The organism is Streptomyces lasiicapitis (assembly GCF_014646335.1).
GTDB lineage: Bacteria > Actinomycetota > Actinomycetes > Streptomycetales > Streptomycetaceae > Streptomyces > Streptomyces lasiicapitis.
In genome coordinates, this window is record NZ_BMNG01000013.1 from 147,921 (window position 1) to 173,165 (window position 25,245).

Below are 25,245 nucleotides of genomic sequence, written 5' to 3' on the forward strand. Positions count from 1 at the left end.
CGATGGGATGGAACATCCGCTACAGCACCAGGAGTTGACATGGCAGGCTCCCCCACCGCACGCCGCCGTCGATTGGCCATCGAGCTCAAAAGGCTCCGCGAGGACAACGGCTTCACCTGCAGTCAGGTGGGCAAGGAGCTGGACTGGAGCAGCTCCAAGGTCAACCGCATGGAGACGGGACAGGGCCGCGTCCAACCATCCGACGTCGAAGCTCTGTGTCGCTTCTACGCCACCTCCGACGAGCTGCGCGATCTCCTCAAGTCCTTGGCCAAGGAGTCAAAGACGAAGGGGTGGTGGCACGCCCACGGAGACGCCGTCCCCTCCTGGTTCTCCGTCTACGTAGGCCTGGAACAGGCAGCATCGAGCCTGCGCAGCTACCAGGGCGAGTTCATCCCAGGCCTACTCCAGACACCTGCGTACGCATCGGAGCTCAGTTGCGCCTGGGTTGATCACACACCCGAAGACGTACAGCGCATGGTCGAGGTACGGATGCGACGACAGGACCTGCTACTGGGTGACAGCGCACCGGATCTGTGGGTCGTCGTGCACCAGAGCGCTCTTATGCACGTCATCGGAAACCGTCAGGTCATGGCGGGCCAGCTCGAACGTATGCTGGAAATGGCGGAGTTGAGGAACGTGACGGTTCAGGTCCTACCGTTCGACGCGGGCGCCTACCCCACCACAGGATCGTTCACTGTCCTTGGCTTCCCGGAGCAGGAGGACCCGGACATGGTGTATCGAGAAGGGCTGACAGACTCCGTCTACCTCGAACACCCCCAGGACGTGGACCTCTACGCGAAGGCGTTCGACCACCTCAGGGCGCTGGCCTTGAGTCCACAACGGTCAGTCCTGCTGATCAAGAGAACTCTGGAGGATCACTCCCGATGACGCTGCCCTCAACCACCAGGTGGCGGAAGAGTAGTTACAGCAACGGCATGGGTGGCGAGTGCGTTGAGGTTGCTTCGTTCCGTGGCGAGATATCCGTGCGGGACTCCAAGGCCGCACCTGGGCCGTGGATCACTGTTGCCACCAGCACCTGGGAATGCTTCGTGGGCGCCATCCGGGAGGAGAAACCCACCAGGCGTGCGACAGAGTAGTGAGTCCTGACTGCTAGGCGACGGGCTGGTCGGGGTCGCGGAGCACCTCACCTGCTCGGTCAAGGAACTGCGTACGAACGTCAGTCACGTGCTCACTCCTCTCCATCCAGTCCTGCCATCGAACCTCAGATTCCACAGCCCCCTGGCCCGCCTCCTGCTCCGCGAGCTTCAGTGCTTGCGCCGCGTCGGCCGTCGCCGCCCTGAGCACTTGAGCCAGGACCACTACGGCCTCCGGGCCCCAGAGGGCTAGTTGGCTCGTGCAGGACTGCATGGCGGAGACCTGGCCTCGGAATGCGTCGCGCTCAGCGGCGGGGAACTGCTCACCTCGGCGTATGGCAACGGCTGCCCGCTTCAGTGTGTCCTCGGCTGCCGAGTGAGCATCGAGCAGCTTGGCGCAGGCTTGTTGCCGCTGCTCCTTAACCCACTGCTGATGCCCAGTCGCGGCTTGCCGATCTACTTGGGCAAGCGCCGCTTCCACGCCCTTTTCACCGCCAATGCGTGCACCGCGAACGCTGGCGAACGCACCTACAGCTGCTCCGCCCACCGCACCGGCCACCCCGACAACTGCGGCAACTATCGCCGCCGTCCCTCCATCCATGCGGCCATCATCCCCCAAGACTCCTCCGCTCCACCTGCGACGGCTAAAGAACCCGGGGTACGTCAGGCGAGTTGAGGTGCTACGTGTCAACGCCGCCTACTAGCCTGTGCACATGTCAACTGTTGCTCCCTCCTTCCAGCCTGGCGACATCCTCACGCGAGCGGATATCCGCAAGGAGTTGGGAGGAAGCCCACAGGGCGGCATCTGCCCATCCGTGGAGAAGAAGACGGTGGTCCTCTACTCCGACATCAAGTCGGGCGAGCAATACGGCTACCACGACGGATGGCATCGGGAAGAGGATCGGCTGGGTCCCCTCTTCGAGTACACCGGAGCTGGAACTGAGGGGGATCAGACGTTCACTGGAGCCACCGGTGCGGGCAACGCGGCGATACTCCAGCATGCTCTTGACGACCGTACTCTCCACCTGTTTATCGGGCATGGGAAAGTCCCTGGCACGGGCATTAGGACACATCGATATATTGGCGCGTTCGAGGTGGATCGCGAACGCCCTTACGTCATAAGACAGGCTCGCGACAAGTCCCAGCAGGACCGCGACGTCATCGTCTTTCGACTGCGCCCACTCGGCACATACCAGCGGTCCGAGGACGACGTGATCCCGCCGGTCACCCAGACCAGAGTGAATTTTGTTCAGTCTGGAACCAGACGTCGCCCGGAGGCGCCAGCCCGTCTCCGGCAAGCATGGGAACGAGACAGGTCGGCGGCAACTGCAACCTACCGCCGTGAGCAAATAGCGGCCGAGTTCGGGGACATACTCACCAACCGCCAACACCGCGTTGGCCGCTTGGAAGTACAGGTCAGAGGCGTGGAGGAGGCGATGGAAGCAGCCCTCTTCGACCAGAGCGAGCGCACCATCTATGAGCCAGCAGACAGCAACTCGCGGCAAGCACTGAGGGACGCCCTAATGCAACTCATGGACCTCAGAATGCACTTGAGCAGAATCGAGAAAGGAATGCCGATTCGCTGCATGGTGCTCGCGCCTGGGCCACCCAGCGAGGATACGCGCCAACTGCTGTCAGAGTACGGCGTGGGAGTTGTCTACCGTAACGCGAATGGAGACTTCAGCGAGCTGCCAAACGATGGGCAGAACCCTCCGACGGACGGAGTTCCGAGTACCTTCCCTTGCGTTAACTGCCCAACGCGCTCGATCTAGACGAGCCAGACTTGAATGAGGGTGCCCCGCCATGGCCAGTGACTGGGAAGTCGACGTACAGCTGCTGCTCGACGTCACCGACGATGAGTGGGCGCGGCTCCAGGAAGGCATGGTCGACGCGATGGAAAAGGAACCGCAGTACGAGATCGTGCCGACCGCCACGTCCAATAGCCCGACCGGAGCCCTCTTCTCTGTCGGCGCCACCGTGCAGGTCTCGGCCGCGACGCCCGGCGAGGCAACGGACACCGCTGTCGCCGTGACACGGAGGGCTCTCCAGTCGGCTGGAGGAAGCGTGGATCGCGGCGTAGCGGAGATCAACGTCCGCCGAGGTGGCGTCGACCCCCGGCTCCTGGGCCGGTAGGTCCACGCGTCATCCTCTTGGGCCGGGTAGGCCCACGCGCCGTCCTTTGGCTCTCCGTACGCCACGAAATAGCCACACGTTACGCTCAGGCCATAGCTACAGATCCCTTCCCCAACAGGGTGAAAGCGAGGCAGGCATGGCGAACGTGGTGGCGAAGGTGCCGGCGGCCGCGGTGGCCGCGGGTGGGCTGGTCGGTGGGTACGCCGTGGCCCGGTTCACCAAGAAGCGCCCCCTCGGCGGAGCCGTGCTGGCCGTCGCCGGGGCCGCGGCCGCGCAGCAGTGGCGGCAGCGGGCCGGGGCGAAGACCGGCGCCGCGCTCAGCGCCGCGTACGTCGCCGGGTTCGCCGGGTCGCATCCGCTGGCCAAGAAGGTCGGCGCCTGGCCCGCCGTCCTCGGGGTCGCGGGGAGTGTGGCGCTCGCCTCTTGGGTGATGGTGGACCGCCGTCGCTGATCGCGGTTCGGCCGACGTCGGGGCCTCACGTGCGGCTGTCGTCGGTCAGTCCTCGTGTGCGAGGGGCCGGAAGGGCTCCGTACGCACCGTCAGCGACAGCAGCGCCGCCGTAGCGCACAGCGCCGCCGTCCCCACCCACACCAAGTCGTACGACCCGAACGCGTCCCGGGCCGCGCCGCCGAGGAACGCGACGGTGCCCGCGCCCACCTGGTGGGCGGAGTTGACCCAGCCGAAGACGACGGCCGCGTCGGGGCCGAAGTGGGCGCGGCACAGGGCGATCGTCGGCGGCACCGTCGCCACGTCGAGCAGCCCGAAGGCGATCACGAAGGCGACGAGCGGCGGTCGCACGGTCGCGGTGAGCAGCAGGGGCAGCGTGAGCAGGGCGAGGCCGCGCAGGGCGAAGTACGCGGCGAGGAGCCGCCGCGGGTCCCGGCGGTCGGTGAGCCAGCCGGAGGCCACCGTGCCCGCCACGTTGAAGATCCCGATCAGAGCCAGGAGCGAGGCGGCCGCCGTCATCGCCATGCCGTGGTCGTGCGCGGCGGGCGCGAAGTGCGTCCACATCACGCCGTTCGTCGACGCCCCGCAGATCGCGAAGGTCGCGGCGAGCAGCCAGAAGGGGCCGGTGCGGGCGGCGCGGAGCAGGACGCGTACGGCGCGGCGCGCGGCACCCGGGACCGGCGCGGGCCGCGGCACGAACTGCGCCGACCCGTACGGGCGTTGCCCCACGTCCGCCGGATGGTCCCGCAGCGTCAGCCACACCAGCGGCCCGGCGAGCACCGCCGCGCCCGCCGGCGCCAGCGCGGCCGCCCGCCACCCGTACCGCCCCACGACCTCCGACAACACCGGCAGGAACACGAACTGCCCCACCACGCTCGCCGCCGTGAGCAACCCCGTGACCAGCCCCCGCCGCGCCACGAACCACCGCTCGGTCACGGTGACCGCGAACGCCGTCGCCGTGGCGCCGGTGCCGAGCCCCACCAACACGCCCCAGTAGACGGCGAATTGCCAGGCCGCCGTCATCGCGGTGGCGGTGAGCACGGCGCCGACGCCGACGAGACCGAGGGCGCCCGTCGCCACGTACCGCATGCCGAAGCGGTCCATGAGCGCGGCGGCGAACGGCGCGGTCGCCCCGTACACGACCATGTTCACCGCGCTGCCCACCCCGATCGCGCCGCGCGACCAGCCCAGCTCGGCGTGCAGCGGCCCGACGAGGAGCCCGGCGAGGGTGGTGAAGGCGCCGGCGGTGACGAGGGCGAGGGCGGCGGTGGCGGCGACGGTCCAGGGGGTGAGGGGGAGGTGCGGTGTTCGCCCTGCCTCACCCGTGGCCGTCGGCTTGGTCCGCCCGGTCGGCTTGCTCAGCGACGTACTCATGAACTGAGCGTCCGTCCGACGAGGTGATCGCGACGAGTGGCCAGATGGCCAGGATGTGCAAGTATCTGGCCATGGCGACACGGCGGACTGCAAAACCGGAAACAGGGCGCCGCACCATCGCTGTCCTCGTCCGCGACGGCGTCCTGCCCATGGAACTCGGCCTGGTCCACCAGCTCTTCGGCAGCGCGCGCGACCCCGCGGGCGCCCCCCTCTACACGCCCCTGACCTGCGCGATGCGCCCCGGAATGGTCGACACCGACGCCGACTTCCCGATCCGCGCGCCGCACGGCCCCGAGGTCCTGGCCACCGCGGACACGGTGCTCGTGCCCGCCTCGCACCACGAGGACGAGTCGCTGCGCCCCGGGCAGCTGCCCGCCCCGCTGGCCGAGGCCCTCGCCCTCGCCGCGTCCGCGCGCCGCATCGCGTCGATCTGCACGGGCGCATTCGTCCTGGCCGCCGCGGGCCTCCTGGACGGCCGCCGGGCGACGACGCACTGGCTGTCGGCTGACCTCTTCGCGCGCGCCTTCCCCGCCGTCACGGTCGATCCGGATGTTCTGTACGTCGACGAGGGCGCCGTGCTGACCTCCGCGGGCGAGGCGGCCGGGGTCGACCTGTGCCTGCACCTGATCCGCCGCGACCACGGGGCGGCGGTCGCGGCGGCCGTGGCGCGCCGCACGGTGGTGCCGCCGCACCGGGAGGGCGGCCAGGCGCAGTACATCCAACGCCCGGTCACCGAGCCCGCGTTGACGTCGACGGGCCCGGCGCGCGCCTGGGCCCTGACCCGCCTCGGCGAGCCCTTGACGCTGGCCGAACTGGCCGCACAGGCCTCCATGAGCGTCCGCACCTTCAGCCGCCGCTTCCGCGACGAGACGGGCCTGACCCCCGTCCAGTGGCTCACCCAGCGCCGCGTGGACCGCGCCCGCCAGCTCCTGGAGGAGACCGACCACACGGTCGACCGCATCGCCGCGGAGTGCGGCTTCGGTACGGGGGCGTCGCTGCGGGCGCACTTCCAGGCGGGGTTGGGGGTGTCGCCGGGGGCGTACCGGGCGACGTTCAGGGGGCGGCTGAGTTCAGGTGAGTGATCGCGTACGCATACGCGGCTGAGTACGCGTACTCAGGCACGGCCGCGTCCGGACCGTCACCGTCGTACACATGAACGCATCGAGCTCGCTGCTGAACGTACCGACTCCTCGGCGGAACGCACTGCGCCTGCTGCGGAACGCCTTCCGCCCGCTGCGTGGCCGGCCGTTCGCCGAGCGCTGGGCGACGCGACTGCTCGGCGCGGGTGCCGGCGCCGCCGCGTACCTCCTCTTCATCCCCTGGGACCTGCGCAACCGTGTCGAGACGCCGGGCGCGATCAACGAGACCTCGCCGGTGACGGACACGGGCATCACGCTCCTCGTGGTCACCGTCGTCGCCCTCGCCGCCTACTTCGGCTTCCGCGACCGCGTGCGCTGGATCCTCCCCGTGGTGGCCGCCCCGCCCGCCGCCCTCCTCTACGCCTCCTTCGCCACGCACAAGACACTGGACGCCTCGCCGTGGCCGGTGGCGTGGCTGGTCTTCGTGATGGCGGGGAGTGGGGTGGTGCTGGCGGTGGCGGGGTGCGCGCGGCAGTTCAGGGAGGACGGGGCTGCGGGCGGGTCGGCCGGGTCGGGAGTCTAGGGCCGGACGGGTCGGGCGGGTCGGGGGCCTAGAGCCGGACGGGTCGGACAGGTCGGGGGCCAGGGTCGGCCGCCCGGTGGGGCGGGGGTGTGGCCGCGCGGGGGCGTACGAGGCGTACGGATCGGGGCAGTTGACGCCCCCGGGACCGTCACCCCTGCCGTCCCCGCCACGCCTCCCCCGCCCACGCACTCCTCCCGTACCAGGAAAGGTCCCGGCCCCGGCGAGGTGGGACGCCCCGCGGCCTCCTCACACCTCCGCGCCCACCCCTGGCCGAACAGGCGGACACGCACCGCGACGACCAGCCGTCCCAAAGGCCCGCTCTACGACCGAAAGAGCCTGTTACGTCACACCAGTACGCCGCCTACGTTGAGGTCCGCCCGGTTGCACACCGCCCCTCTCTCGTACGGAGGTTGACGCATGGCTCCGATCATCCCGGACGGCGAATACTGGATCAGGAACGCCGCGTTCGAGGACCTGTACGTGGACCTGAGCGGCAGCTCCACCTCCCCGAACACGCCGATCAGCGGCTGGGAGCTGCACAAGGGCACCAACCAGAAGTGGCGCATCTCGACCACCAACGGCGTGAACCAGTACGTCATCAAGAGCGCCGCCGGCGAGTCGTACATCTCGCAGAGCGACATCCGCATCTACCCGCCCCTGATCGCGGGCCAGCCCGTCCCGCTCCAGTGGTCGATAGAACCGGTCGGCGAAAACCTGTTCCGCATCGCCTTCGTCTACGCCAACGGCGTCATCACCCTCCCTTCGAACAGGAAGGGGACGCAGCTCAACTTGGAGGAGTGGGTGGGGGAGCGGAACCAGAAGTGGTTGTTCGAGTCGGCGTGACGGTCTGAGGAACTGTCGGGGAAGCGCGGCCCCGTGCACCGGATCGGTGCGCGGGGCCGTTCGGGGTCGAGGCGGGAGCAAGTGGTCAAACGTAAAGGTGCATGCATATCCGACAACTTGGAAGAACACGGTTAACAGTGGGGCAACTCCGTTGGAAAGCTGGGAAGTTGACGTGTGGCATGGCTCACTCGCCTGGGACTGGAATGGTCCAGACCAACGGGTAGAGTCCCGTGCTCGGTGCGGCGGATAAGTTCCGCATCAAGTCAAGTGAACTGGAACACAGTGAAAAACCCGATATCTCTATGTTCTCCCCAAAGAAGGGCATCTGTCGTAGCCGGGGTCATCGCCCTGGCGACACTCTTCGGCCCCGCAGCGACCCATGCCGCCGCCCTCGACGACCTGCGGACCACCACCGCCGCCACCGGTGCGGGGTCGTCGGCCACCGCTCCCGTCGACGAGCGGCCATCGGCGACACCGCCCCACGTGTTCGGTGAGCCCGCTCCCCGGTCGTCCGGCGCACCGAGCGCCGCAGCAGCCGCCGCCAACCGTGCGCCGAACACCCCCAAAGCACCTGAAGTCGGCCCGCCCTTCAAGCAGGCATCCGGCGTATGGCAGACCAATACGCTGACCCCCACCTTCCGCAACACCGTGGTGGACCCGGACAAGGACAAGACGACCAGCACCTTCGAGGTGTGGACCGCCAAGGCGGACGGCACCGCCGGGTCCAAGGTGAACCTCACCGACGACAACAAGTTCGACGTGCTCGTCTCGGGCTTCGCCGCCTCCGGCACGCCGGCTTCCGTCACCGTTCCCAAGGGGAGGCTGAAGGACGGTTCGACCTACCTCGTCCGTTCCTCGGCCTATGACGGCTCCGCCTACGAGGCGGACTGGTCGCCGTGGGCGAAGTTCAAGGTCGCCGTTCCCCCCGTGGTCCCGCCCGGTCCCGTCACCGATGGGCGCGATGACGTTCCGGCCGATGTGAAGGCGCAGTGGCAGAAGCTCGCCAAGGACGCCCTGGCCTCGTACGACAAGGACCAGGCCGAGCTCGCTCGGATCAAGTCCGGGGGCTCCATCGCCTCCGGCGCGGCTGCCGTCAAGCAGCTGAACATGAACGACGTCAAGCTCCCCGACAACGGCTACTTCGGTGTGCCGCGTCAGTTCATGGCCGCCCGCGTGTACGACTCCCGCGCCACGGACAACCCCACGGTGTCCATGGTCGGCGCCTGCGAAGGTGCGCTGCACTGCACGCAGAAGTTCCGCCTGGACTACACGCTGCGCGTCGACACGTTCTACTGCACCGCTCAGGATGCGGCCGCGAACGTCGGCTCCAAGTGCCCCGAGAACGAACTGCACTGGGTCGGGTTCTCCGCCGAGGCGCAGTCGGAAGAGTTCACCCGCGAGTACAACCGGATCACCGACGGCTTCGACAAGTTCCTGGACCAGATGGTCGGAGACCTGCCGAAGATCTTCACGCAGTGCGTCACCGGTGACACGTCCACCACTGAGCCCCCGGTCGTCGCGGCGCCGCGGCCCCCGGCCGTCGGGGTCCTGCGGGCCACGGCCGACCAGTGCGCCGAGGCCGGCATGCAGCTCGGCGCCCTGCTGCCGCTGGGCCGGGTCGGCGGAGCCGCCAAGGTCGTCTCCGACCCGCTGGTGGAGGTCAACTTCACGGCGGCGCAGATCGCGAAGGCCAAGGGCGCGCTGAACGAGCTGAAGCTCGCCCAGGGCAAGAACCAGTACGCCACCGCCCTGCGGGACGTGATCGGCGCGGCCGTCAAGGCCGACAACACCGGTGGCCTGTCGTTCACCCTCAAGCAGGTCATCGACCTGCCGAAGATCACCGCGAACATGCGGCCCGAGCCTCAGAAGCTGATGACCGGCTACAAGCCGATGGGCAACATGACCATCGAGCAGTGGTTCCACAAGTTCTGGGACAAGGACGCCAACTGGTTCAAGTACCCGCCGCAGAACGGCTTTGAGGGCGCGGCCAAGGTGCACCTGCCGAAGGTCGGCGACCACATGGACCGCTTCGGCGGCCCGAACGGAGGGTTCCTCGCCCCCAGGGACGGCACCCCCTACACCGAGCGGGCCCTGCCCCCGTCCAACGTGAGCGCCGACGCCAGCGCGAAGGGCCCGGGATATCACGCCTACCGGTGGGCCAGGGACTGGGGACCGGCCGAGGTCGCGCAGTACGGCAACATCCAGGGCGGCAAGATCGCGCCGTGGTTCGGCCAGCCGGGCGGCGGCACCCAGTACCTGCTGCCGAAGGGCATCAACGTGCAGTGGCTGCTGGACAACAGGTACATCGCGGAAGTCACGGACTAAGTGACGGCCTACTAGGTGATGGCCTACCAGGTGACGGACTAGTGGACACCCGGTAACTCCGGGACCTGAGTCCGGTGGGAGGGGATTGCTCCGGCGCCCCTCCCACATTCATGTTCAGGAGTCGACAGGATGACGGTCGACGTCGTGAAGGCCGAGGCCGGAGAAGCGCGTCTCGACGGTGGCACGGAAGCGCTCCGCCCAGGCCGGGTTGACCGTGTTCAGCAGCTGCAGCTGCTTGGCGACCCACGCGATACGGGGGTCGAAGTCCGGGTCCTCGACCGATCCCGTGCGGTGTGCGAGCTCCCAGTCTCTGGCCAGGCCGGATGTCGCCTCCTCGGCCAACTGGTACAGGAAGTCGTCGAGGTCGGTGTAGACGGCGATGAGGTCCACGTCGGCGCGTTCTCGTACGAGGTAGTGGACTTTGCCGTCGTGCAGTTCGGCGTACGGCCACCCGTCGAGGGGTGGGTGGAAGGGGATCACGGTGTCCGGGTCGACGCGGAGCGCGGAGGCGATGGCGCGGGCGCCGGCGGTGATCTCCGCCTCTGTAATCGTCATACTGACATTATAGGGCTGGCTCGAGAGCCGCGCGTGTCACGGCGACAGCGGCGTCCGGGCCAGGAAACGCCCTAACCCCCCAACGCCCGCGAAACCGTATAGATCACCAACCCCGCGAGCGAACCGACCACCGTGCCGTTGATCCGAATGAACTGCAGGTCGCGCCCGATATGAGCCTCGATCTTCTTCGAGGTGTGTTCGGCGTCCCAGCCCGCGACGGTGTCGGTGATGAGGGAGGTGATCTCGTCGCGGTACGTCGTCACGACGTACACCGCCGCGCCCTCGACCCAGCCGTCGACCTTCTCCTGGAGGCGGGCGTCGGTGGACATGCGCCGGCCGAGGGAGAGGAGGGCGGCGCGGACGCGGAGGCGGAGTTCGCTGCGTTCGTCCTCGGCGGCGGCGACGATCATCTGGCGGACCGCGGACCAGGCGGAGGCGATCAGGTCCTGGACCTCGCCGCGGGCGAGGACCTCGCGCTTGAGGTGCTCCACGCGCGCGCGGGTGTCCGTGTCGGACTGGAGGTCGGAGGCGAAGTCGGTGAGGAAGCGGTCGAGGGCGCCGCGGGCGGGGTGCTCGGGCATGTCACGCATCTCGGTGACGAAGCGGAGCAGTTCCTTGTAGACGCGCTCGCCGACTTTCTTGTCCACGAAGCGTGGCGTCCAGCCGGGCGCGCCGCCCTGCACCGCGACCATCACCGAGTCCCCGTGCGTCACCAGCCAGTCGTGGGCGCGCACGCACACCAGGTCGACGACCCGCTTGTGGCCGCCGTCCGCGACGACCTTCTCCAGCATCTTGCCGAGGCCGGGCGCGATCTCCTGGGCGTCGGCGCGGCGCGTGATGGCCTCACCGACGACGGCCTGCACGTCCGAGTCGCGCAGCACGGTCAGCGCGCCGCGCAGCGCCGTGGCCAGCTCGGCGGTCACGCGGTCGGCGTGCTCCGGCTCGGCCAGCCAGGTGCCGAGGCGGCTGCCGATGCCCACGGCGCGCAGCCGCTGGCGTACGACCGTCTGGGAGAGGAAGTTCTCCCCTACGAAGTCGCCCAGGGACGCGCCCAGCTGGTCCTTCTTCTTCGGGATGATCGCCGTGTGCGGGATGGGGATGCCGAGGGGGTGGCGGAACAGCGCCGTCACGGCGAACCAGTCGGCGAGCGCGCCGACCATGCCCGCCTCGGCCGCCGCCGCGACATAGCCGGCCCAGGCGCCGGCGCCCGTGTTCTGCGCCCACTTCGCGAGGACGTACACGACCGCGACGAACAGGAGCAGGCCCGTCGCCGTCAGCTTCATCCTGCGTACGCCGCGCTGCTTCTCCTGGTCGGCCTCGCTGAAGGCGCCGGGTCCCGACGGCCCGCCGCCCGTGCTTGGGGGACGGCCGGCGCGGGCATGCATGTCCCTGCCCGTCCCGGCCGATTCCGCCGTCTTCGTACGTTCCATCCCTGGCGCCCCGTCTTCGCGTCGCTGTGCGTTTTTGCTCGTACGTGTCCCCGTACGCATTGTCCTTCCAGCCGTCCTTCTAGTCCGACTCCCGGAACGAACCACAAGTTCCCGGCGTCTGAGTGAGCGGAGGGGGGCACCGTCGGCCCTCTCGCGGCCCATGACGCATCATGGGGTGTTCACACCGGAGCCTCGGGCTCCCCCTGCCCGAGGAGACACAGCCCGCATGACCAAGCGTCACGGTTATGCCCTCCTTGCCGCCGTGCTCACGGTCATAGTGGTCGTTTCCGCCGCCATATACATCGGCGTCACAGGCACCGACGACGACACGAAGGACCAGCTCAGCGCCAGTCCGCGCGGGCCCCGCAACTCCGCGGCACCGGCCTCGTCGGGCACCTGGGTCGGCACCTGGTCGGCCTCCCCGGCAGGGGCCGAGCCCGGCACCGAGTCGCACGGCATGGCGGGCCGCTCGGTACGCAACGTGGTGCACACCAGCGTCGGCGGCGAGAGCGCCCGCATCACCCTGTCGAACCTGTACGGCACGCAGCCGCTCACCATCACGCACGCCTCCGTCGCCGTGGCCGCCGCCTCGAACAACCCGGCCGCGGCCGTCGACACGCTGCGCCGCCTCACCTTCCGCGGCGACACCTCGGTGGTGATCCCGCCGGGGCAGCAGATCGTCAGCGACGCCGCCCGCCTGCGCGTGCCGCACGACGCGGACCTGCTGGTCACGACGTTCTCCCCGGCCACGTCCGGGCCCGTGACGTACCACCCGCACGCCCGTCAGATCAGTTACGTCGCCGACGGCGACCACACCGAGGACCCGAGCGGTTCGGCGTACCACGAGCAGAGCCCCTACTGGCGCTACCTCTCCGCCGTCGACGTGCTCAGCAGCGAGAGCGACGGGACCGTCGTCGTCATCGGTGACTCCATCACCGACGGCATCTCCTCCACCATGGGCACCAACCGCCGCTGGACCGACGTTCTCGCCGACCGGCTGCGCGAGGAGTCCGGCGCGCCGCGCTACAGCGTCGTGAACCAGGGCATCAGCGGCAACCGTGTCCTGTCCGACGGGAGGCCAGGGCTGCGCGGCGGGCCCGGCGCGAACCCGAGCGGGCTCTCCCGCTTCCACCGCGACGTGCTCGGCCGCACCGGCGTGAAGGCCGTCGTCATCGCCCTCGGCATCAACGACATCCTGCGCAACCGGGAGACCGACGCGCGGCGCGTCGCCGACGGGCTGCGTGAGCTGACCCGGCAGGCGCATGCCCGCGGGCTGCGGGTCGTTGGGGCGACCCTCACGCCGTTCGGCGGGCACCGCGGCTTTACGCCCGCTCTTGAAGGCGTACGTCGTTCCGTGAACGACGAGATCCGCTCCGGCAAGGTCTTCGACGAGGTCGTCGACTTCGACAAGGCGCTGCGCGATCCGTACGACCCCCGCGCCCTGCTCGACCGCTACGACTCGGGCGACCACCTCCACCCCAGCGACGGCGGCTTCCGCCGCATGGCGCAGACGTTCAACTTGACCCACTTGAAGGGCACGTCAGCCGCGGAGCTGTAGCCCGTCTGGGGCTCCGCCCCTCTCCCCCTGTCGGCGCTCCGCGCCTCGTCCTCAAACGCCGGACGGGCTTTCCCCCACCCACCCGCCCTTTTAGCCCGTCCGGCGTTTGAGGACGAGGCCGTTCAGGCCGATAGCGGGGTCCAGGGGCGGCAGCCCCTGGTTTCGGGAAGGGGCGGGGTTGGGGAGGCCCCCGGCAGGGTCAACGCCCCCGCCGCTCCTCCCGCCGCCGCGCATGCAACGCGTGCCGTTCCTCCCGCCGCCGAGCCTGCAGCTCCCGCCGCTCCTCCTTGAGCCGCGCCCGCACCTCCTTGCGGAGCTTCCGCTCGACGCCCACCCCGCCCATGAGGGCGAACCCGGTGACGACGACACGGGGCGACCCAGGCGTGCCGGCCCCGGTGGCGTCGTCGCCGAAGCCGCCCATGATCCCGAACCCCTTGACGGTGACGTCGAGCTCGGGCGGCACGGTGACCTGAATGCCGCCCATGAGCGCAAAGCACCGGATGACGACGTCACGCTCGGCGAACCGCGCCTCGCGCAAGTCGATCTCCCCGCCACCCCACATCGCGAAGGACGTGAAAAGGCGCCCGACCGTCCACCCGCCCTTGCGGGAGAACCCGCCCCAGATCGCGACGGCCCCCGTGGACGAGGGCTCACCGCCGACGACCCGCTCGGCCCAGTCGATCTCCCCGGAGTCCCCGTCCTCGGGGCGCTTGACCATGGACACCTTGGGTGCGGGCGCCACGGCGGAGGGCAGATCGCGGGTGAGGGGCGCCAGTTCCCCGTACGTACGGGCCTGATACACCGCGTCGAGCCGCTCGCCGAACTCCTCCATGTCGAGCCGCCCCTCGGCCACCGCCTCGCGCAGCACCTCGGCGACCCGCTCACGGTCGGCGTCGGAGGCCCGCAGCTCGGCGTGGCTCGGCTCGGCGGGGGCCGACCGGACGGCAGGCGGCTGAGCCGCGGGCTGCTGAGCCGCGGGCGGCGGACCGGAAGCATCCCTTCCGGATGAGGGCGGCTCCTCCGGCGGTGGTGTGGGCTCGGCGTCCGTCATGGCCGCAAGCCTACGAGGTCGCCCGGTCGGCGTACATCTTGGCAATCACGGCCTCGATGTCGGGCTCCCGCACCGAGAGGTCGACGAGGGGATAGCGCGCCGCGACGGCGGCGACCAGCGGCGCGGCCGACGCCGCGGCCGGGAACGCCAGCCACTGCCGCGGCCCCTCGACCTTCACGACCCGGGCCGACTCGACCTCCAGGGGCGGCAGTTCGCGCTCCAGGTCGACGACGAGGGTGCGCTCGCTCTCGCCCACCTCGTGCAGCCCGGCCAGCGGCCCGTCGTACATCAGACGCCCGTGGTCGATGACCATCACGCGCTTGCACAACTGCTCGATGTCGGTGAGGTCGTGGGTGGTCAGGAGCACGGTGGTGCCGGACTCGGCGTTCAGGTCGCGCAGGAAGGTGCGGACCTTCGCCTTGCTGACCACGTCGAGCCCGATCGTCGGCTCGTCCAGGTACAGCACCTCCGGGTCGTGGAGCAGCGCAGCCGCGATGTCGCCGCGCATCCGCTGCCCGAGCGAGAGCTGGCGTACGGGGACGTCCAACAGCTCGCCCAGGTCGAGGAGTTGGACGCACCGGTCGAGGTTCTCGGCGTAGCGCCGGTCGGGGATGCGGTACATGCGGTGCATCAGGCGGTACGAGTCGATGAGCGGCAGGTCCCACCACAGGGTGGTGCGCTGGCCGAAGACGACGCCGATGCGGCGGGCGAGCCGGGTGCGCTCGCGCGCCGGGTCGATGCCCGCGACCCTGAGGCGCCCGCCGCTGGGCGTGAGGATGCCGGTCAGCATCTTGATCGTGGTCGACTTGCCCGCGCCGTTGGGCCCGATGTAGCCGACCATCTCGCCGCGCGGCACCCGGAAGGTGATGCCGTCGACGGCCCGCACCTGGTGCCGCTCGCGGCGCAGGAAGCCGGTCTTCTTGCGTACGTCGAAGACCTTCTCGATCCCGTCGAGCGCGATGAAGTCGGCGTCCGGGTCGGGGTCGGGGTCCCGGTCGGGATCGGGGTTCAGGGCCGTGTCCATGGCGTATCAGCTCCCTGTGCTGCGGTACGAGCGGAGTCCCGCGCGCCACGCGAGCCCCGCGAGCGCGCAGCAGGCGACGGCGACCAGCGGCGGCGTGAAGGCGGCCCACGACGGCAGGTCGAGCGGATAGGGGCGGCCGAGCACGTACAGGCCGGGCAGCCAGTTCACGAAGGCGATCGGTACGAGGAAGGTGGCGCCGCGCACCAGGTCCTTGCCGAACACGGACGGCGGGTACTGCAGGAGCGTGTTGCCGCCGTAGGTGAACGCGTTCTGCACCTCGGAGGCGTCCTGCGCGAGGAACTGGAAGGCCGCGCCCGCGATGAAGACGGACATGAAGATGGCCGCGCCGCTGACCAGCATCAGCGGGATCAGCAGGACCTTCAGGGGCGTCCACGTCACGTCGAGGGCGAGCAGCGCGAATCCGAGGATCAGCAGGCCCTGCGTCACCCGCCCCAGCCTGCGCAGCGCGAACCGGTCGGCCGCGACCTGCGCGAGCACCGGCGCGGGCCGCACCAGGAGCGTGTCCAGGGTGCCGTCGCGCACCCGTCTGCCGAGCCGGTCCATCGAGCCGATGGCGAGGTCGGCGAGGCCGAAGGCGGTGGACGAGGCGCCGTACAGGAAGGCGACCTCGGGAAGGCGGTAGCCGCCGAGCGCGTCGACCTGCGAGAACATCAGCAGGATCGCGACGAAGTCGAGGGCGGTCGCCGCGAGGTTGCCGAAGGCCGTCATCGCGAAGGACGCGCGGTAGGCCATGGTGGAGCGGATCCACATCGCGGCGATCATGCGGTAGGCGCGAAGACCGTCCCGCGCCCGGTCCAGCGGGCGGTCGGGAACGCCGTCGGCAAGCCGGCCCGGCCCCGCAAGGTCACCGGCCTGCCCCTTCTCGTGTCGCAGCAGCTCAGCCACCCTGCACCACCACCCGCCTGGTCGCGACGGCCTGCAGCAGCCGTCCGGCCGTGAGCAGCACGGCCGCCCATCCGGCCTGGAACGCGTACGTGGCGAGCAGGTCCATGCCCTGGTGCTTGCCGAGGAACACGTCGGCCGGGACCTGGATCAGCGCGGACCAGGGCAGCGCGCGGGCGATCTCGCCGAGCGCCCCGGGGAAGACGTTCAGGGGCAGCAGCATTCCGGAGAAGAACGTGCTCGCCAGCCAGGCCACCTGCGAGACGCCCGCGCCGTCCAGGAGCCAGAAGGCGCTGAGTGCCACCAGGAAGCGCAGCGCGAAGCTGACCACCACCCCGAGCAGCACGGCGAGGGTCGCCGCCAGCCACGTCAACACGTCGCCCGGAAGAGCCAGTTGGAAGCAGAGCGCGCCGAACGCCATCGGGACCGCGCCGCGCGCCAGGCACTGGAACGCCGCCCGGCCGACGTCGCCCGCCAGCCACCAGGCCTGAAGATCGGCGGGGCGGTAGAGGTCGATGGCGACGTCGCCGGTGCGGATGCGCGCCATCAGCTCGTCCTCGAAGCCGCCGCCCATCACCGCGACGGTCGTCAGGAGTGCCTGCCCGAGCCACACGTACGTGAGAGCCTGCGCCTGGTCGTATCCTCCAAGTCCAGGCTTCTCGTCCCACAGGGCAATATAGGTGTAGGTCAGGATCACTCCGAAGACAGTGTTGGTGAACACACCCGCCACGGTCGCGATCCGGTACGTAGCGAATCGCCGGAAGCTGCCTGCGGCGACGGCCGCGTACAGGCGGAACCGTCCTGTTCCCACGAACATCCCCTTCAGAGAGCCTCGTCCCGTCCCAGGCCACCACGCCCGGTCCGATTCCGGACCGAAGCGCAGGAGCCTAGTGCGGTCGGGGCCGCCCGTGCCAGGCAATTTCGCCGCACGGTGCGTGCCTGGTCAGTGAGGCACGTGATGACAGTGTGCAATGGGTCGTACGAGGCCTACTGGATGTACGAGGCGTACGAGATGTACGACGCGAACCGGGAGTTCCGCGAGACATGAGCAGCGACGAGCCACAGCGGCAGCCGGGCGACGGGCAGGAGGAGCCCGCCGCCGGTCCGGACGAGCGGACCTCCCGGCCGGGGCCGAGCGACTCTGCTTCCGGCGGTGAGGCGCGTACATCCGGGGCGTCCGGTGGGTCGGGCGGGTCCAGCACGTCCGGCGGGTCGGGCGGATCCGGCGGGTCCGGTGCGTCCGGCACGTCTCGCGGGTCCGGTGCGTCTGGCGCGTCCGACGGGCCCGGCAAGGACAGTGCCGCGGCCCCGAAGGACGGCCCCTCCACCCAGCAGCTCCGCCCGATCCGGCCGAGCGGTCCCGCGCCTCGGCAGAACGGCGCCTCGGCCCAGCCGAGCGGTCCCGCCCTCGGCAAGGGCGCGCCCACTCCCCCGCCTCCCGGCCCCGGCACGCCTCCAGGCGCCCCCCGACCCTCCGCACCGCAGGCCCGCACCGCCTCGGCCCAGGGCGCCCCCGACCCCTCCACCCAGCAGCTCCGGCCCGTCACCGCGAAGACGCAGGGGCAGGGCCAACAGCGTCAGGGGTGGGCGCCCCGTGAGCCGGAGCAGGGCCCCGGCGCGAGCGCGGCCTCGCCCGACGCGGCTCCCGGCGCCCCGGGCGGTCCGGCGGGCCCGCCCGGCGCCGTCCCCGGCACCAAGGGCAAGAACGGCAAGAAGAAGCGCCCCAAGCGCAAGGGCTGGCGGCGCCTCTTCCCGACCTGGCGGATGGTGCTCGCCGGGTTCATCTTCGTGGTCCTGCTCCTCGTGGGCGGCTTCACCGCGGGCTATCTGCTGATCGACATCCCGCCGGCGAACGCCATGGCCACCAAGCAGGCCAACGTCTATCTGTACGCGGACGGCACCGAGCTCGCCCGTGACAGCAGCAAGGGCGCGAACCGCGAGAACGTCCCGCTGTCCCAGGTCCCCAAGCACGTACAGCACGCCGTGCTCGCCGCCGAGGACCGGGACTTCTACGGGGAGTCCGCCGTCGACCCGAAGGCGATGCTCCGCGCCGCCTGGAACACCGTCACCGGCAAGGGCAAGCAGTCCGGCTCGACGATCACGCAGCAGTACGTGAAGAACTACTACCTGGGCCAGGAGCAGACCGTCACCCGCAAGGTGAAGGAGTTCTTCATCTCGATCAAGCTGGACCGCGAGGTGAGCAAGGACGACATCCTCGAGGGCTATCTGAACACCAGCTACTTCGGCCGCAACGCGTACGGCGTGCAGGCCGCCGCCCAGGCGTACTACGGCAAGGACATCGAGAAGCTGTCGGTCGCCCAGGGCGCGTACCTCGCCACGCTCGTGAACTCCCCGAACGCGTACGACGTCGCGACGCACCCCGAGAACAGGGCCAACGCCGAGGGCCGCTGGAACTACGTGCTGAACGGCATGGTCAAGGAGGGCTGGCTCGACTCCGCCGACCGGCAGGAGCAGAAGTTCCCGATGCCGAAGCAGGCCAAGGGCGCGGCGGGCATGTCCGGGCAGCGCGGCTATGTGAAGGACGCCGTGAACGACTACCTCATCGCGAACAAGATCGTCGATGAGAAGGCCCTCAACAAGGGCGGCTACCGCATCACCACCACCCTGCAGAAGCCGAAGCAGGACGCGTTCGTGGAGGCCGTCGACGAGCAGGTCATGTCGAAGGTCGACAAGAAGGCCCGCAAGATCGACAAGAACGTGCGGGTGGGCGGCGCCTCCGTGGACCCGAAGACCGGCAAGGTCGTCGCGATGTACGGCGGCATCGACTACACCAAGCAGTTCGTCAACAACGCGACCCGGCGCGACTACCAGGTCGGCTCGACCTTCAAGCCGTTCGTGTTCACCTCGGCCGTGCAGAACGGCTCGACCACGCAGTCCGGCCAGACGATCACGCCGAACACCGTCTACGACGGCAACAACCGCCGTCCGGTGCAGGGCTGGGACGGCGGCCAGTACGCGCCCGCCAACGAGGACGACGGGATGTACGGCGACATCACCGTGCGCGAGGCCACGGACAAGTCCGTGAACTCCGTGTACGCGCAGATGGCCGTCGACGTCGGCTCGGACAAGGTCAAGGACACCGCGGTCGCGCTCGGCGTCCCGGAGAAGACCCCGGACCTCACCGCGTCCCCGTCGATCGCGCTCGGCCCGTCCACGGCGTCCGTGCTCGACATGACGGAGGCGTACGCGACGCTCGCCAACCACGGCCAGCACGGCTCGTACACGATGGTCGAGAAGATCACCAAGGGCGGTGAGGAGGTCGCGTTGCCCGAGCGTGGGGAGCGGACCGCGGTGAGCCGCGAGGCCGCCGACACCACCACGTCGATCCTGCGCAGCGTCGTCGACTCCGGCACGGGCACGGCGGCGCTCGCCGCGGGCCGCCCGGCGGCCGGCAAGACCGGCACCGCGGAGGAGGACAAGGCGGCCTGGTTCGCGGGCTACACGCCGGACCTGGCGACCGTCGTCGCCATCATGGGCGCGGACCCGGCCACGGCCAAGCAGACCCCGTTGTACGGGGCGCTCGGCGAGGCGCGCATCAACGGCGGCGGCTATCCGGCGCGCGTCTGGGCGCAGTTCACCAAGGACGCCCTGGAGGGCAAGCCCGCCAAGGAGTTCGACCTGGAGCTGGAGGCCGGCGCGGACGTGCCGGTGCAGCCGGACCCGTCGGACGGCGCCGAGGAGCCGGGGACGGGTGACGAGGACACCGGCGGTGCCACCGGCGGCGACGAGGACACCGGGGGCACGGCCGACGGCGGTGCCACGGACGGCGGCGCCACGCCCGGACAGGACCAGGGCGGCCAGACGCAGGGCCAGGACCAAGGTCAGACGCAGGGCCAGAACCAGGGTCAGAACCAGGGGCCGACCGGGGGTCAGGACCAGGGACAGACTCAGGGGCAGACCCAGGGTCAGAACCAAGGGCCGACCGGGGGCGGCGCCGACGGCGGCGCGGCCGACGGAGGTGCCGCGGACGGCGGGGCGGACCAGGGCGGCCAACAGGGCGCCCTGGGCGGGCTCACGCAGGGCACGACCACCGGGCGGGGCGGCGGCAGGAACGGCGACTGACCGAGTGCGGGACTGGCTGTGGCCAGTCCCGCACCCCCGCACTCAGTGGCCCGACGTCGCCTTCAGGCCCACGACGGCCACAAGGAGCAGACACACGAAGAAGATCCGCGCCGCGGTGGTGGGCTCGCCGAGGGCGAGCATGCCGACGACCGCGGCACCCGCGGCGCCGATGCCGACCCAGACGCCGTAGGCGGTGCCGATCGGCAGGGTCTTGGCGGCGTACGACAGCAGGAACATGCTGGCGACGATGCCCGCGCCGGTGAACACACTCGGCCACAGGCGGGTGAACCCGTCGGTGAACTTCATTCCGATCGACCAGCCGACCTCGAGCAGACCGGCGACGACAAGCAGGACCCAGGCCATGACGGCACCTCCGAAAAAGGGACTTCAGGGGTGCGTCGTCTTTGCGGATCCCGGTACGGCGCGTCTCGTCGGGGTCCTTCCAAGGTAGCAAGGGGAATGCGAAAGGGGCCGGTGACGATGGTCACCGGCCCCTGAGGCGCAGGTCGAAGGCCTGGCAGCCCCGCCAGAGGTCCCCGCTACAGGTACAGCCCCGTCGAGTCCTCGGACCCCTCGAAGCGGTCCGCCGCCACGGCGTGCAGGTCGCGCTCGCGCATCAGGACGTACGCCACGCCCCGCACCTCGACCTCGGCCCGGTCCTCCGGGTCGTACAGGACCCGGTCGCCCGGCTCGACGGTGCGCACGTTCTGCCCCACGGCGACGACCTCGGCCCAGGCCAGGCGCTTGCCGACGGCCGCGGTCGCGGGGATCAGGATGCCGCCGCCGGAGCGCCGCTCGCCCTCCGCCGTGTCCTGGCGCACGAGCACGCGGTCGTGCAGCATCCGGATCGGCAGCTTGTCGTCGTGGCTGCTTGGTTCATGTGTCTTGGCGCTCACGCCCCGAACCTACCTGCCCGCGAGCGCCCTGTACGCCCCCGGGTCAGCCCCTGCGGCGCCTGGAGCCGACCGCGAGGAGCCCCACGAGGCCCACCACGACCAGGGCCACCGGCACGATCCGCTCCAGGCGCGGCGCGCCGTCCTCCGCGACGAGCTGGCCCTTCACGTCGGAGACGAAGCGATTCGCCCCCACGTAGGCCCGCCCGAGGGAGTGGTCGACGCTGGAGGCGATCTTGGCCTTGGCGTCGCCGACGATCGTCTTGGGGTGGACCCTCACGCCGATCTCGTCGAGGGTCTCGGCGAGCTGGTCGCGCCGGAGCTTGATGTCCGCCTCGATCTGCGCGGGAGTCCTGGCATCCGCATCCGCATCCGACACCGCGCTGCCTCCGTTGGTGTGTTCTGGTCCGGTCGTTCCGGTCGTCGCCCAGTCTGTCAGCTTCGCCCTCGTCGCACCCCATGGCACCCCTATTACGCTCGACTCCGTCACCACATCCCGATGCGTACGCACCCGCGTACGAGCTGTCCGAGGAGACCGAGCATGAGCGAGCGACTGCAGCCCGGCGACACCGCCCCCGCCTTCACCCTGCCCGACGCCGACGGCAAGGAGGTCTCCCTGGCGGACCACAAGGGCCGCAAGGTCATCGTGTACTTCTACCCCGCAGCGCTCACCCCCGGCTGCACCAAGCAGGCCTGCGACTTCACGGACAACCTGGACGTGCTCGCGGCCGCGGGCTACGACGTCATCGGCGTCTCCCCCGACAAGCCGGAGAAGCTCGCGAAGTTCCGCGAGAAGGAGAACCTGAAGGTCACCCTCGTCGGCGACCCGTCCAAGGCGACCCTGGAGGCGTACGGCGCCTTCGGCGAGAAGAAGCTGTACGGCAAGACCGTGACCGGCGTGATCCGCTCGACGGTCGTCGTGGACGGGACGGGCAAGGTCGAGCACGCCTTCTACAACGTCAAGGCGACGGGCCACGTAGCAAAGATCATCAGGGACCTGGGCGTCTGACCTCCCCGGCCACCTGACAAGTTCTGACTCCCCGGGCAGGCGCGGCCGGGCGGCCATTACGATGGCTCCGGCACGCGGCCGTGGTGGAATTGGCAGTCACGCTGGGTTTAGGTCCCAGTGGGGTAATACCCCGTGAGGGTTCGAGTCCCTCCGGCCGCACGCGTCACGAAGGGCGCCTCGGTGAGGCGCCCTTCGCCGTGTCCGGTCCCGTGTCGTGCCGTGTCCGGCAGCCGGGCTCAGCCCAACAACTCCCGCACCACCGGCACCAGCGCCCTGAACGCCTTGCCGCGGTGGCTGATCGCGTTCTTCTCGTCCGGGGTCAGCTCGGCGCAGGTGCGGGTGTCGCCCTCGGGCTGGAGCACCGGGTCGTAGCCGAAGCCGCCGGTGCCCGACGGGGTGTGCCGCAGGGTGCCGAGCAGGCGGCCCTCGACGACCCGCTCGGTGCCGTCGGGCAGTGCGAGGGCGGCCGCGCAGGCGAAGTGGGCGCCGCGGTGCGGGTCGTCGATGTCGCCGAGCTGGGCGAGCAGGAGCTCCAGGTTGGCGCGGTCGTCGCCGTGCCGGCCCGCCCAGCGTGCCGAGAAGATGCCGGGGGCGCCGCCGAGCACGTCGACGCAGAGCCCCGAGTCGTCGGCGACGGCGGGCAGTCCGGTGGCCTGGGCCAGGGCGTGCGCCTTGAGGAGCGCGTTCTCGGCGAAGGTGACGCCGGTCTCCTTGACGTCGGGGATGTCCGGGTAGGCGTCCGCGCCGACGAGCTCGTGGTCGAGCCGGGCGTCGGCGAGGATCGCCTTGAGCTCGGTGAGCTTGCCGGCGTTGCGGGTGGCGAGGATGAGGCGGGTCATGGGACAAGTATCCGGCCCGTCGGCGGGCCCGGTGTCCCGCCCGCCGCGCACCGCCCGCCCCGTCCCGTCACCGTGACAAAGATCGGCTCAGTCGGTGCAGACCTTCGTCAGTTCCTTGGCCGCGTCGCCGACCGGGCTCATGTCGGGCGTCTTGTCGCCGCCGTCCTTGGTGGAGTCGCGGATGTTGTCGACGGCCTTCTCCAGGTGGTCGATGGCCTTGTCCACGTCGGAGTCGTCGGACTTGTCGCGGATGTTGTCGAGGTTGTCCTCGATGTCGTCGAGCGACTTGTCGGCGTCCCCGGGGTCCAGGGCGGCGTCCTGGACGGCTTCCTGCATGTCCTGGATGTTGTCGTGGATCTCGTCGGCGGTCTTGGCGCAGTCGATGGCCTTGTCGACGGGGTCGCAGGCCACGAGGCCGGCGCCCGCCGTGACGGCGATCAGAACGGTGGCGATGGCGGTAACGGTACGGCGGTGGCGCGCGGCCATGCGTGAATCCCTCCCCGGTGCGGGCAGGCGTACGGCTTGGCCCGTACGCCCGCACTCGTAAGAACGCCCGTCCGGGCCCCGAAGGTTGCTTCCCGCGCCGCGCGGCCCGAACCACAACTCGCCCGCACCGCACGCCACTTGACCGCGACCCGCACCCCCACACACAGGTGCCGGTTATGCCCTACTTGACCTTTTCGAGCGCTTCGTTCTGGTACGCGGCGAGGTCCACGCAGCCGCCGACGGCGAGGTCGAGCAGCGCGTTCAGCTCCTCGCGGGCGAACGGCTCGGCCTCGGCGGTGCCCTGGACCTCGACGAAGCGGCCGTCGCCGGTGCACACGACGTTCATGTCGGTGTCGGCCTTCACGTCCTCCTCGTAGCAGAGGTCGAGCAGCGGCACGCCGCCGACGATGCCGACGGAGACGGCGCTGACGGTGCCGGTGAGCGGCTTGCGCCCGGCCTTGATCAGCTTCTTGCCCTGGGCCCAGGCGACGGCGTCGGCAAGGGCGACGTACGCGCCGGTGATGGCGGCGGTGCGGGTGCCGCCGTCGGCCTGGAGGACGTCGCAGTCCAGGACGATGGTGTTCTCACCGAGCGCCTTGTAGTCGATGACGGCGCGCAGGGAGCGGCCGATGAGGCGGCTGATCTCGTGCGTACGGCCGCCGATCTTGCCGCGGACGGACTCGCGGTCGCCGCGGGTGTTGGTGGAGCGCGGCAGCATCGAGTACTCGGCGGTGACCCAGCCCTCGCCGCTGCCCTTGCGCCAGCGGGGCACGCCCTCCGTCACGGAGGCCGTGCAGAAGACCTTGGTGTCGCCGAAGGAGATGAGGACAGAGCCCTCGGCGTGCTTGCTCCAGCCGCGTTCGATGGTGATCGGGCGGAGCTGTTCGGGGGTACGGCCGTCGATTCGAGACATGGCGTTGAGCCTAGCCTTTGCGCCGAACCGGGGCTGCCGCCCCTGGACGCTCGGGCGAGGGAAGCCCGTCCGGCGTTTGAGGACGAGGCGCGAAGCGCCGACAGGGGGAAAGGGGCAAAGCCCCAGACGACGATCGGCGGCACAAGACGGCACACACGAGGGCCCCGTTCCGGCAACCGGAACAGGGCCCTCGACGCACGCTCAGCTCAGCGCAGCGTTACATCATGTCTTCGATGTCGGCGGCGATCGGGTCCGCGTCGGTCCCGATGACGACCTGAATCGCGGTGCCCATCTTCACGACGCCGTGCGCGCCCGCGGCCTTCAGGGCCGCCTCGTCGACCAGGCCCGGGTCGTTGACCTCCGTGCGGAGGCGGGTGATGCAGCCCTCGACCTCTTCGATGTTGTCGATGCCGCCGAGCCCGGCAACGATCTTCTCAGCCTTGCTGGCCATGGTGTTCTCCCTGCTCTGAAAAGGACGCGGCCTCACGACACCGTAGGTCCGCTTTGTCACGGTAACGCACGGTTGGCCCATCTTCGCGGGCGGTCACGGCACTCGTCCTCAATCATGACGATCAAGGTGTCACCCCTTGTGGGGGCGTACCGACCACCCGTCCGCAACTGG

General features: G+C 70.0%; 27 protein-coding genes, 1 tRNA gene and 1 riboswitch. Of the genes, 14 read left to right on the plus strand and 14 right to left on the minus strand.

All coding sequences use genetic code 11. The features are described 5' to 3' along the window. Positions 1-39: 39 nt before the first annotated feature. The 6 genes from IEY91_RS27915 to IEY91_RS27940 all read left to right on the plus strand — a co-directional run bounded on the left by IEY91_RS27915 (position 40) and on the right by IEY91_RS27940 (position 3,678). Positions 40-888, plus strand: coding sequence for a helix-turn-helix domain-containing protein (locus IEY91_RS27915; RefSeq protein WP_189176115.1), 849 nt, complete (start codon positions 40-42; stop codon positions 886-888). Next, positions 885-1,097, plus strand: coding sequence for a DUF397 domain-containing protein (locus IEY91_RS27920; protein ID WP_189176116.1), 213 nt, complete (start codon positions 885-887; stop codon positions 1,095-1,097). Before IEY91_RS27915 ends, IEY91_RS27920 begins: the two co-directional genes overlap by 4 nt. Before the next feature lie 373 nt (positions 1,098-1,470). After that, on the plus strand, positions 1,471-1,770 hold the full coding sequence (locus IEY91_RS27925) for a hypothetical protein (protein WP_189176117.1): 300 nt from the start codon (positions 1,471-1,473) through the stop codon (positions 1,768-1,770). Between the two features lie 37 nt (positions 1,771-1,807). Next, entirely contained in the window at positions 1,808-2,866 is a 1,059-nt protein-coding gene (locus tag IEY91_RS27930) for an SRA domain-containing endonuclease (protein WP_189176118.1), read from the plus strand. Positions 2,867-2,897: 31 nt separating this feature from the next. Continuing rightward, the gene (locus tag IEY91_RS27935; protein WP_189176119.1) at positions 2,898-3,227 is read left to right on the plus strand and encodes a hypothetical protein; all 330 of its coding nucleotides are present in this window, start codon (positions 2,898-2,900) and stop codon (positions 3,225-3,227) included. 148 nt (positions 3,228-3,375) lie between these two features. Beyond that, on the plus strand, positions 3,376-3,678 hold the full coding sequence (locus tag IEY91_RS27940) for a hypothetical protein (RefSeq protein WP_189176225.1): 303 nt from the start codon (positions 3,376-3,378) through the stop codon (positions 3,676-3,678). Between the two features lie 45 nt (positions 3,679-3,723). Here the strand turns inward: IEY91_RS27940 and IEY91_RS27945 are convergent, their stop codons facing one another. Further along, positions 3,724-5,049 carry an MFS transporter gene (locus IEY91_RS27945; protein ID WP_229697266.1) on the minus strand — a complete coding sequence of 442 codons (1,326 nt, stop codon included), beginning with the start codon at positions 5,047-5,049 and terminating at the stop codon, positions 3,724-3,726. Positions 5,050-5,120: 71 nt separating this feature from the next. Here IEY91_RS27945 and IEY91_RS27950 point away from each other — a divergent pair, with 71 nt between their 5' ends. From IEY91_RS27950 to IEY91_RS27965, 4 genes are all read left to right on the plus strand, one after another. Beyond that, positions 5,121-6,131: a GlxA family transcriptional regulator gene (locus IEY91_RS27950; protein ID WP_189176121.1), complete on the plus strand. Its 1,011-nt coding sequence runs from the start codon at positions 5,121-5,123 to the stop codon at positions 6,129-6,131. A 70-nt stretch (positions 6,132-6,201) separates the two neighbouring features. Next, on the plus strand, positions 6,202-6,711 hold the full coding sequence (locus tag IEY91_RS27955; RefSeq protein ID WP_229697267.1) for a hypothetical protein: 510 nt from the start codon (positions 6,202-6,204) through the stop codon (positions 6,709-6,711). Between the two features lie 417 nt (positions 6,712-7,128). After that, on the plus strand, positions 7,129-7,554 hold the full coding sequence (locus IEY91_RS27960; RefSeq protein ID WP_164324581.1) for an RICIN domain-containing protein: 426 nt from the start codon (positions 7,129-7,131) through the stop codon (positions 7,552-7,554). A 282-nt stretch (positions 7,555-7,836) separates the two neighbouring features. Next, positions 7,837-9,879: a TNT domain-containing protein gene (locus IEY91_RS27965; protein WP_189176122.1), complete on the plus strand. Its 2,043-nt coding sequence runs from the start codon at positions 7,837-7,839 to the stop codon at positions 9,877-9,879. 114 nt (positions 9,880-9,993) lie between these two features. On the opposite strand, the gene IEY91_RS27970 is transcribed toward IEY91_RS27965, so the two are convergent. Together IEY91_RS27970 and IEY91_RS27975 are read right to left on the minus strand one after the other, a co-directional pair. Beyond that, positions 9,994-10,434: an Imm63 family immunity protein gene (locus IEY91_RS27970; protein ID WP_189176123.1), complete on the minus strand. Its 441-nt coding sequence runs from the start codon at positions 10,432-10,434 to the stop codon at positions 9,994-9,996. A 71-nt stretch (positions 10,435-10,505) separates the two neighbouring features. After that, the gene (locus tag IEY91_RS27975) at positions 10,506-11,864 is read right to left on the minus strand and encodes a DUF445 domain-containing protein (RefSeq protein ID WP_164324576.1); all 1,359 of its coding nucleotides are present in this window, start codon (positions 11,862-11,864) and stop codon (positions 10,506-10,508) included. A gap of 226 nt (positions 11,865-12,090) precedes the next feature. Between IEY91_RS27975 and IEY91_RS27980 the strand changes: the two genes are divergently transcribed. Continuing rightward, positions 12,091-13,422, plus strand: a complete 1,332-nt coding sequence (locus IEY91_RS27980; RefSeq protein ID WP_189176124.1) for an SGNH/GDSL hydrolase family protein — start codon at positions 12,091-12,093, stop codon at positions 13,420-13,422. 199 nt (positions 13,423-13,621) lie between these two features. Here IEY91_RS27980 and IEY91_RS27985 read toward each other — a convergent pair whose 3' ends face one another. The 4 genes from IEY91_RS27985 to IEY91_RS28000 are packed head-to-tail and all read right to left on the minus strand — an operon-like array spanning position 13,622 to position 17,217. Beyond that, positions 13,622-14,473 (minus strand): DUF1707 SHOCT-like domain-containing protein, encoded by an 852-nt coding sequence (locus IEY91_RS27985; protein WP_189176125.1) that lies wholly within the window; start codon positions 14,471-14,473, stop codon positions 13,622-13,624. A 10-nt stretch (positions 14,474-14,483) separates the two neighbouring features. Next, positions 14,484-15,497 (minus strand): ABC transporter ATP-binding protein, encoded by a 1,014-nt coding sequence (locus IEY91_RS27990; protein ID WP_189176126.1) that lies wholly within the window; start codon positions 15,495-15,497, stop codon positions 14,484-14,486. 6 nt (positions 15,498-15,503) lie between these two features. Further along, positions 15,504-16,403, minus strand: a complete 900-nt coding sequence (locus tag IEY91_RS27995; protein WP_189176127.1) for an ABC transporter permease — start codon at positions 16,401-16,403, stop codon at positions 15,504-15,506. Further along, positions 16,396-17,217, minus strand: a complete 822-nt coding sequence (locus IEY91_RS28000; RefSeq protein ID WP_189176128.1) for an ABC transporter permease — start codon at positions 17,215-17,217, stop codon at positions 16,396-16,398. Before IEY91_RS28000 ends, IEY91_RS27995 begins: the two co-directional genes overlap by 8 nt. Positions 17,218-18,164: 947 nt before the next feature. Here IEY91_RS28000 and IEY91_RS28005 point away from each other — a divergent pair. Beyond that, positions 18,165-20,483: a transglycosylase domain-containing protein gene (locus IEY91_RS28005; protein WP_189176226.1), complete on the plus strand. Its 2,319-nt coding sequence runs from the start codon at positions 18,165-18,167 to the stop codon at positions 20,481-20,483. Between the two features lie 42 nt (positions 20,484-20,525). Here IEY91_RS28005 and IEY91_RS28010 read toward each other — a convergent pair whose 3' ends face one another. From IEY91_RS28010 to IEY91_RS28020, 3 genes are all read right to left on the minus strand, one after another. Next, complete coding sequence (locus tag IEY91_RS28010; RefSeq protein ID WP_164324566.1) at positions 20,526-20,846, minus strand: DMT family transporter; 321 nt, start codon at positions 20,844-20,846, stop codon at positions 20,526-20,528. Between the two features lie 29 nt (positions 20,847-20,875). After that, a riboswitch (guanidine-III (ykkC-III) riboswitch) is annotated at positions 20,876-20,936 on the minus strand. Positions 20,937-21,022: 86 nt separating this feature from the next. Further along, entirely contained in the window at positions 21,023-21,325 is a 303-nt protein-coding gene (locus IEY91_RS28015; RefSeq protein WP_106967814.1) for a GroES family chaperonin, read from the minus strand. 97 nt (positions 21,326-21,422) lie between these two features. Then, positions 21,423-21,755, minus strand: a complete 333-nt coding sequence (locus IEY91_RS28020; protein ID WP_189176129.1) for a DUF3618 domain-containing protein — start codon at positions 21,753-21,755, stop codon at positions 21,423-21,425. A gap of 162 nt (positions 21,756-21,917) precedes the next feature. On the opposite strand from IEY91_RS28020, the gene bcp reads away from it, so the two are divergent. Continuing rightward, entirely contained in the window at positions 21,918-22,385 is a 468-nt protein-coding gene (gene bcp, locus IEY91_RS28025) for a thioredoxin-dependent thiol peroxidase (RefSeq protein ID WP_189176130.1), read from the plus strand. A 74-nt stretch (positions 22,386-22,459) separates the two neighbouring features. Then, positions 22,460-22,544, plus strand: a tRNA-Leu gene (locus IEY91_RS28030). A 77-nt stretch (positions 22,545-22,621) separates the two neighbouring features. Here IEY91_RS28030 and rdgB read toward each other — a convergent pair. The 4 genes from rdgB to IEY91_RS28050 all read right to left on the minus strand — a co-directional run bounded on the left by rdgB (position 22,622) and on the right by IEY91_RS28050 (position 25,074). Then, entirely contained in the window at positions 22,622-23,224 is a 603-nt protein-coding gene (gene rdgB, locus IEY91_RS28035) for an RdgB/HAM1 family non-canonical purine NTP pyrophosphatase (RefSeq protein WP_189176131.1), read from the minus strand. Positions 23,225-23,311: 87 nt separating this feature from the next. Next, positions 23,312-23,710 (minus strand): hypothetical protein, encoded by a 399-nt coding sequence (locus tag IEY91_RS28040; RefSeq protein WP_164324558.1) that lies wholly within the window; start codon positions 23,708-23,710, stop codon positions 23,312-23,314. Positions 23,711-23,891: 181 nt separating this feature from the next. After that, positions 23,892-24,623: a ribonuclease PH gene (gene rph / locus IEY91_RS28045; protein ID WP_164324556.1), complete on the minus strand. Its 732-nt coding sequence runs from the start codon at positions 24,621-24,623 to the stop codon at positions 23,892-23,894. Between the two features lie 217 nt (positions 24,624-24,840). Beyond that, positions 24,841-25,074: a PTS sugar transporter subunit IIB gene (locus tag IEY91_RS28050; RefSeq protein WP_016638888.1), complete on the minus strand. Its 234-nt coding sequence runs from the start codon at positions 25,072-25,074 to the stop codon at positions 24,841-24,843. Positions 25,075-25,245 lie beyond the last annotated feature (171 nt).